The 7,918-nt window shown below is 60.3% G+C and carries 6 protein-coding genes; 5 read left to right on the top strand and 1 reads right to left on the bottom strand.

Features of this window, described 5'->3' with window-relative positions; genetic code table 11:
• The first annotated feature begins 593 nt into the window (after positions 1–593).
• From D8V06_RS01945 to D8V06_RS01925, 5 genes are all read left to right on the top strand, one after another.
• Entirely contained in the window at positions 594–1,754 is a 1,161-nt protein-coding gene (locus D8V06_RS01945) for an efflux RND transporter periplasmic adaptor subunit (protein ID WP_130903608.1), read from the top strand.
• Positions 1,751–4,864, top strand: coding sequence for a multidrug efflux RND transporter permease subunit (locus D8V06_RS01940; protein ID WP_130930331.1), 3,114 nt, complete (start codon positions 1,751–1,753; stop codon positions 4,862–4,864). The genes D8V06_RS01945 and D8V06_RS01940 overlap by 4 nt, the downstream gene beginning before the upstream one ends.
• Positions 4,865–4,873: 9 nt before the next feature.
• Positions 4,874–5,551: a heavy metal response regulator transcription factor gene (locus tag D8V06_RS01935; protein WP_056853188.1), complete on the top strand. Its 678-nt coding sequence runs from the start codon at positions 4,874–4,876 to the stop codon at positions 5,549–5,551.
• Positions 5,541–6,905, top strand: a complete 1,365-nt coding sequence (locus tag D8V06_RS01930) for a heavy metal sensor histidine kinase (RefSeq protein WP_130903607.1) — start codon at positions 5,541–5,543, stop codon at positions 6,903–6,905. Before D8V06_RS01935 ends, D8V06_RS01930 begins: the two co-directional genes overlap by 11 nt.
• Positions 6,906–7,180: 275 nt before the next feature.
• Positions 7,181–7,399: a hypothetical protein gene (locus D8V06_RS01925; RefSeq protein ID WP_056853190.1), complete on the top strand. Its 219-nt coding sequence runs from the start codon at positions 7,181–7,183 to the stop codon at positions 7,397–7,399.
• Positions 7,400–7,583: 184 nt separating this feature from the next.
• Here the strand turns inward: D8V06_RS01925 and D8V06_RS01920 are convergent.
• On the bottom strand, positions 7,584–7,918 hold a 335-nt coding region (locus D8V06_RS01920; RefSeq protein ID WP_177434326.1), incomplete at its 5' end, for a UDP-3-O-acyl-N-acetylglucosamine deacetylase.

Raw genomic sequence — 7,918 nt, 5'->3', positions numbered from 1 at the left:
GGCTGGCAGGCCGCCATCGCTGCGATGCGGCGACCCGACAAGCCAGCTCCCACAGAAGGGCAAAAGCAAGCAAAAGCAAAAGTAGAACACCATACAACCGCCGTTGCTTCTCACCACTCAACAGGCCGAGCGTTAGCTCGCCTGCAGCTTTTGATCTTGATCCACCCGCCCCATCGGCAGGCTGAGTGGAGGCGTTTATCCGGGGGAAGGCGCGTAGCGCCGTGCGGCGTAGCCGCACACATCGAGAGGAGGTCGTCGCGAAGCAGACCGGAGGCGATGCCCCCGGATGAATGCCGGAGCGAAGGAACCCCGAGCCTCAGCGAGGGGCCGTACGTCAGGGGCAAGCGTTTTTTTGGTTACTTTTTTTTGGCGCTTGTAAAAAAAGTCACTCGCCGTAAGGGCGAAACCCTAAGCCGCCGTTACCGCAGCAACGGATATGTACACGTTCTATCCAACGCCTGGCCGGCCCAGAGGCCGCCAAGGCAAGGCCAAACTGACAGCGCCGTCAGTTAGCAGTCACCTTCCCGACCCCCAAACAGGTTTATAAAGGGACATACCCTTCGCCCAAAAACCAGCCCCGGCGCCCCACTCGCATGCGAATCCAGCAAAAACCCGCCCTGCTCGTCGCCCTCCTGATTCTCCTGGCAGCGCTGGGCGTGTGGTTCGCCACCAAACCCGCCAAGGCAAAACTGGCCACCCCCACCGCCATCCCCGTGCGCGTCGTCAACGTCACCGAAAAAGACGTCCCGCGCTTCGTCAGCGGCATCGGCTCGGTGCTGTCACTGCACAGCGTCGTGGTCCGCCCCCAAATCGACGGCATCCTCACCAAAATCATGGTCAAGGAAGGCCAATTGGTGAAAAAAGGCGACCTGTTGGCCACTATCGACGATCGCTCGATCCGCGCCAGCCTTGACCAGGCCCGGGCGCAACTGGGCGAAAGCCAGGCGCAACTGCAAGTGGCGCAGGTGAACCTCAAGCGCTACAAACTGCTGAGTGTCGACGACGGCGTTTCCAAGCAGACCTACGACCAGCAACAAGCGCTGGTCAACCAGCTCAAGGCCACCGCTCAAGGCAACCAGGCCTCCATCGACGCCGCTCTGGTGCAACTGTCTTACACGCAGATTCGCTCTCCGGTGACCGGTCGCGTCGGCATTCGTACTGTGGATGAAGGCAACTTCCTGCGCATGACCGACACCCAGGGCCTGTTCACCGTGACCCAGATCGACCCGATCGCTGTGGAGTTCTCGCTGCCGCAACAGATGCTGCCAACCCTGCAGGGCCTGATCAACGACCCACAGCGCGCTCAAGTAAAGGCTTACATCGGTGCCGATACCGATGGCGAAACCGGCAATCTGTTGGGCGAAGGCCATTTGACCTTGATCGACAACCAGATCAACGCCAACACCGGCACCATCCGCGCCAAGGCCGAATTCAACAACCCGGGACAGAAGCTCTGGCCCGGCCTGCTGGTGACGGTAAAAATTCAGACCGCACTGGATAAAGATGCGCTGGTCGTACCGCCCAACGTCGTACAGCGTGGCCTCGATCAACATTTCGTCTACCGCCTCAAGGGCGACAAGGTCGAAACCGTCCCGGTGCAAATGGTCTACCAGGACAGCGGCCAGAACATCATCAAAGGCGTACAGCCCGGGGATAAGCTGGTCAGTGACGGTCAATCGCGCCTCAAGCCCGGCTCGACGGTGCAGGTGCTGACCGATCCGCCGCAAGTAGTGCAATCGGAGTCGGCGCCATGAAGGGCCATGGTTCGGTTTCAGCCTGGTGCATCGATCATCCGGTGGCGACCATTCTGCTGACCTTTGCCCTGGTGCTGCTGGGCGCGATTGCCTTCCCGCGTTTGCCCATTGCGCCGTTGCCGGAAGCGGAATTTCCGACCATCCAGGTGGCCGCGCAATTGCCAGGTGCGAGCCCGGAAACCATGGCGTCGTCGGTGGCCACGCCTCTGGAAGTGCAATTCAGCGCCATTCCCGGCGTGACCCAGATGACCTCGAGCAGTGCTCTGGGCTCGACCAACCTGACCCTGCAATTCACCCTCGACAAGAGCATCGACACCGCCGCCCAGGAAGTCCAGGCCGCGATCAACACCGCTGCCGGCAAACTGCCCAAGGACATGCCGAACCTGCCGACCTGGCGCAAGGTCAACCCGGCCGACAGCCCGGTGCTGATCCTCAGCGTCAACTCGTCGCTGATGCCCGGCCCGGAGCTCAGCGACCTGACTGAAACCCTGTTGTCCCGTCAGCTCAGCCAGGTCGATGGTGTCGGACAGGTCGCCATCACCGGTCAGCAGCGTCCGGCAATTCGCGTCCAGGTCTCCGCCGATAAACTGGCGGCCATCGGCCTCACCCTGGCCGACATCCGTCTGGCCATCCAGCAAACCAGCCTCAATCTGGCCAAAGGCGCGCTATACGGCGAGTCAAGCATCTCGACGCTTTCGACCAATGATCAACTGTTCCATCCCGACGAATACAGCCAACTGATCGTTTCCTACAAGGATGGCGCACCGGTTCATCTCAAGGATGTCGCCAAAGTCGTCAACGGTTCGGAAGATGCCTACGTTCAAGCCTGGGCGGGGTCGCAGCCGGGGGTCAACCTGGTGATTTTCCGCCAGCCAGGCGCCAACATCGTCGAGACCGTGGATCGCATTCAGGCGGCACTGCCGGCGCTGGAAGCCATGTTGCCGGCTTCGGTGCAGGTCAAGGTGCTGATCGACCGCACCCAGACCATCCGCGCGTCCTTGCATGAAGTGGAAATCACCTTGCTGATCGCCGTCCTGCTTGTAGTGGCGGTGATGGCGCTGTTCCTGCGCCAGTTGTCAGCCACGTTGATCGTGTCGGCGGTGCTTGGTGTGTCGCTGATCGCCAGTTTTGCCCTGATGTACGTCATGGGCTTCAGCCTGAACAACCTGACGCTGGTGGCGATCGTGGTGGCCGTGGGGTTTGTGGTCGACGATGCGATCGTGGTGGTGGAAAACATTCACCGTCACCTGGAGGCCGGCGACGGTATGCGCGAGGCGGCAATTAAGGGTGCAGGGGAAATCGGCTTCACCGTGGTCTCGATCAGTTTCTCGCTGGTGGCAGCATTCATTCCGCTGCTGTTCATGGGGGGCGTGGTCGGGCGGCTGTTCAAGGAATTTGCGTTGACCGCCACCTCCACCATCCTGATCTCGGTGGTGGTGTCCCTGACGTTGGCGCCGACCCTGGCCGCGCTGTTCATGCGCGCACCTGAGCATCACGCCCACGATAAACCGGGCTTCGGCGAGCGTCTGCTGGCGTGGTACGAAAAAGGTCTGCGCCGCGCCCTCGCCCACCAGAAAACCATGATCGGTGTGTTTGCGTTGTCGCTGGGGCTGGCCGTCGCTGGTTACATCTTCATTCCCAAGGGTTTTTTTCCGATTCAGGACACCGGTTTCGTCCTCGGCACCACTGAAGCCGCCGCCGATATTTCCTACGGCGACATGGTGAAAAAACACCTGGCAATGGCCGAAATCGTCGCTGCCGACCCGGCAGTCGAAACCTTCTCGCACTCGGTCGGGGTGTCAGGCAGTAACCAGACCATCGCCAACGGACGGTTCTGGATCACCCTGAAAAAACGCGGTGACCGCGATGTCTCGGCCAGCCAGTTCATTGACCGGATTCGCCCGCAACTGATGAAAGTGCCGGGCATCGTCCTGTACCTGCGCGCCGGCCAGGACATCAACCTCAGTTCCGGCCCGAGCCGTGCCCAATACCAATATGTGCTCAAGAGCAACGACGGCGCGACCCTGAGCACCTGGACCCAACGCCTGACGGAAAAACTGCGCGCCAACCCGGCCTTCCGCGACATTTCCAACGACCTGCAGTTGGGCGGCAGCATCACCCACATCAACATCGACCGTAGCGCCGCGGCCCGTTTCGGCCTGACCGCCAGTGACGTCGACGAAGCGCTTTATGACGCGTTTGGCCAACGCCAGATCAATGAATTCCAGACTCAGGTCAACCAATACAACGTGATCCTGGAACTGGACACCCAGCAACGCGGCAAAGCCGAAAGCCTCAACTATTTCTACCTGCGCTCGCCCCTGAGCGGGGAAATGGTGCCGTTGTCGGCCCTGGCCAGGTTCGAAGCGCCGACCATAGGCCCGCTGTCCATCGCCCACGACGGCATGTTCCCCGCCGCCAACCTGTCGTTCAACCTGGCCCCCGGCGTGGCGTTGGGCGATGCGGTGATCATGCTCAACCAGGCCAAGGCCGACATCGGCATGCCAACCGCCATCAGCGGTAACTTCCAGGGCGCGGCCCAGGCGTTCCAGAGTTCGCTGGCCAGCCAGCCGTGGCTGATTCTCGCGGCGCTGTTGGCGGTGTACATCATTCTCGGTGTGCTCTACGAGAGCTTCGTGCATCCGCTGACGATCATTTCGACCTTGCCTTCGGCGGGCCTCGGCGCAGTGATCATGCTGTGGATCTGCGGCCAGGATTTTTCGATCATGGCGCTGATCGGGCTGGTGCTGTTGATCGGGATCGTGAAAAAGAACGGCATCCTGATGATCGACTTCGCCCTCGAAGCGCAGCGCAATGGCGGCCTGTCGCCGGAAGAGGCGATCTTCAAGGCCTGTATCACGCGCTTCCGGCCGATCATCATGACCACCCTCGCCGCTCTGCTCGGCGCCCTGCCGCTGATGCTCGGCTACGGCACCGGCGCCGAATTGCGTCAGCCGTTGGGTATCGCTGTAGTCGGCGGCTTGCTGGTGAGCCAGGCGCTGACGCTGTTCACCACCCCGGTCATATACTTATGGCTGGAGCGGTTGTTTCACAAACACACTCCTTCACCAGCGCCTCCGCCCGTACCGGCGCTGGCGACCACAGACTGAGGCGGGGTCATGCGCGTCCTGATTGTCGAAGACGAAGAAAAAACCGCGGACTATCTGCACCGCGGCCTGACGGAACAGGGTTACACCGTAGACCTGGCCCGCGATGGCGTGGAAGGCCTGCACATGGCGCTGGAAAGCGACTACGCGGTGATCGTCCTCGATGTGATGCTGCCGGGCCTCGACGGCTTTGGCGTCCTGCGCGCCTTGCGTGCGCGCAAGCAGACCCCTGTGATCATGCTCACCGCCCGCGAGCGAGTAGAAGATCGCATCAAAGGCCTGCGCGACGGGGCCGACGATTACCTCGGCAAACCGTTTTCCTTCCTTGAACTGGTAGCACGCCTGCAAGCGCTGACCCGGCGCAGCGGCGGTCATGAACCGGTGCAAGTGAGCATTGCCGACCTGTGGATAGATCTGATCAGCCGCAAGGCTACGCGCGGCGGCGCACGGCTGGACCTGACCGCCAAGGAGTTCTCGCTGCTCAGCGTATTGGCCCGGCGCCAGGGTGAAATCCTCTCCAAGACCGCCATCGCCGAGATGGTCTGGGACATCAATTTCGATAGCGACGCCAACGTCGTCGAAGTCGCGATCAAACGTCTGCGGGCCAAGCTCGACGGCCCTTTTGAAGAAAAACTGCTGCACACGATTCGTGGCATGGGTTATGTGCTGGAGAGCCGTGGTGTCCAGTAACTCGATCGCCCTGCGCCTGAGCGGGATGTTCACACTGGTGGCGCTTCTGGTGTTTCTGCTGATCGGCTGGGCACTCTACCAACAGGTCGACAAAGGCCTGGGGTTGTTGCCCGAGGCCGAACTGGACGCGCGTTACAGCGTGCTCGAATCAACGGTCGGCCGCTACGGCACGCCCGAGCACTGGGTGAAGATCAACAACAAACTCAAGCTGCTGGGCGAAGAAGACAAACGCATCAGTTTCTGGATCGTCAGCGGCGATCCGCGCTACGAATACGGCAATCCGACACCGCAGATCCGCGAGTTCTCCCAAGGGCCGCTGGGCATGCGCGACATGACCCTGCCCGGTCAGCCTTACCCGCTCAAAGTGCTGGTCAGCCAGTTCCCGGCCAAGGACCAGCGCCCGCCACTGCGCTTCATGATCGCCATCGACACCGAGACATTTCACCAGACCCAGCATCAGCTGCTGATTGCCTTGATTGCCTTGGCTATCGTTGGCGTGCTGATGGCCTCGGCACTGGGCTATTGGGTGGCACGTATCGGCCTCAAGCCGTTGATCAAACTGTCCCATGAAGCCCAGCGCCTGGCCCCGCCGCTGCGTTCGGGACGCTTGCGGTTATCGCCCTTGCCGCCGGAACTGGATCAGTTCGTCAATGCTTTCAACGCCACCCTTGAGCGGGTCGAACAGGCTTACTCGCGCCTGGAGTCGTTCAATGCCGATGTCGCCCATGAACTGCGATCACCGCTGACCAATCTGATTGGCCAGACCCAGGTGGCACTGACCCGCGGACGCTCGGCGGAACATTATTTCGAAGTGCTGCAATCGAACCTCGAAGAACTCGAACGCTTGCGCTCGATCATCAATGACATGCTGTTCCTCGCCAGTGCAGACCAGGGCAGCAAAGCGACCAAACTGACCTCGACTTCGCTGGCCGATGAAGTGGCCACGACCCTGGAGTATCTGGATTTCATTCTCGAGGACGCCCGGGTTGAAGTGCAGGTCAGCGGCGATGCCCTGGTGCGCATCGAGATCGCCCATTTGCGTCGGGCATTGATCAACCTGCTGAGCAACGCAGTCCAGCACACCGAGCCCGGGCAGGTGATTGAAGTGCGGATCGAAGCCGGGGAGCATCAGGTCAGCATCGGTGTCGCCAACCCCGGTTCGCCGATTGCCAGCGAACATCTGCCGCGCTTGTTCGAGCGTTTCTACCGGGTTGACGCTTCGCGTAGCAACAGCGGCAACAATCACGGGTTGGGTCTGGCGATCGTCAAGGCGATTGCACTGATGCATGGCGGTGATGTGTTTGTGCGCAGTGATCACGGGATGAACACGTTCGGCATTCACCTCCCCGTCTGAAACACCACCGTGGCGAGCGAGCTCGCTCGCGCTGGGCTGCGAAGCGGCCCTGAAACCTGTGCACGCGTCCTTTCAGTCAGCATTGTGCTCCCTGGATTCACGACTGCACCACAGCCGAGCGGGAGCAAGCTCCCTCGCCACAGAAAAACGCTTGGCATTACAACTATTGCCGTAACCGCAACAGTCCTTTCATGAATCCGGCCTTTTTCCCAACGCCGGACATCCTTATCTTTGCCCGCACCAAACAGCACTTGCCAAGCAAGAAGGTTTTAAAGATGTCCAACAGTATGGGTATTGCCAGCGCTTTCGTTTTGTCCTCTTTGTTCCTGTCTCCGTTCGCCATGGCTGAAGAGTCGCAAGCCTTCGTCGCGCAAAACAGCGCACGCGCCGCCGTGTACGCGCAGCACCAGAGCGAGATGACGGCCAAAGCACAGGACGCCACCCAGGCCCCGCAAGCAGCGAGCACTCAAGGCCGGGTCGAGAAAGACAGCTGATTGCTGCGCATCGCTCCCATTTCCCTCGACACTTTTCATCGGCTCTTCCCTTTGAAAAGTTGTCTTCAAAGCCGCTGCCATCAGCGGCTTTTTTTCGTCTTTTCCACGCCACTTCACACTATCGATCAGGCATAAAAAAAGGCCACCCGAAGGTAGCCTTTAAAAAACTAGAGAGGTTTTTTACTTACACGGCCGCAACAGGACGCATGTAAGAGATCGGTGCAGTGCTGGCGTCTTCGAAAGTCACGACTTCCCAAGCATCTGTCTGCTCAATCAACTTGCGCAGCAGCTGGTTGTTCAATGCATGTCCGGACTTGAAGCCCTTGAACTCACCAATCAGGCTATTGCCCAGCAGGTAGAGGTCACCAATTGCATCGAGGATCTTGTGCTTCACGAATTCGTCTTCATAGCGAAGGCCGTCTTCGTTCAGTACACCATCCGCGTCGACCACAATAGCGTTTTCAACGCTGCCGCCGAGTGCGAGGTTGTGCTTGCGCAGGTACTCGATGTCACTCATGA

It is taken from the genome of Pseudomonas sp. Sample_24 (assembly GCF_004307605.1).
Taxonomy (GTDB): Bacteria; Pseudomonadota; Gammaproteobacteria; order Pseudomonadales; family Pseudomonadaceae; genus Aquipseudomonas.
Note: the sequence above shows the minus strand (reverse complement) of the source record. Positions and strands in the feature narration are given on the sequence as shown.

Coding starts and splice junctions, on each gene's coding strand:
- D8V06_RS01945 (WP_130903608.1), top strand. CDS start 594: ATGCGAATCCAGCAAAAACCCGCCCTGCTCGTCGCCCTCCTGATTCTC.
- D8V06_RS01940 (WP_130930331.1), top strand. CDS start 1,751: ATGAAGGGCCATGGTTCGGTTTCAGCCTGGTGCATCGATCATCCGGTG.
- D8V06_RS01935 (WP_056853188.1), top strand. CDS start 4,874: ATGCGCGTCCTGATTGTCGAAGACGAAGAAAAAACCGCGGACTATCTG.
- D8V06_RS01925 (WP_056853190.1), top strand. CDS start 7,181: ATGTCCAACAGTATGGGTATTGCCAGCGCTTTCGTTTTGTCCTCTTTG.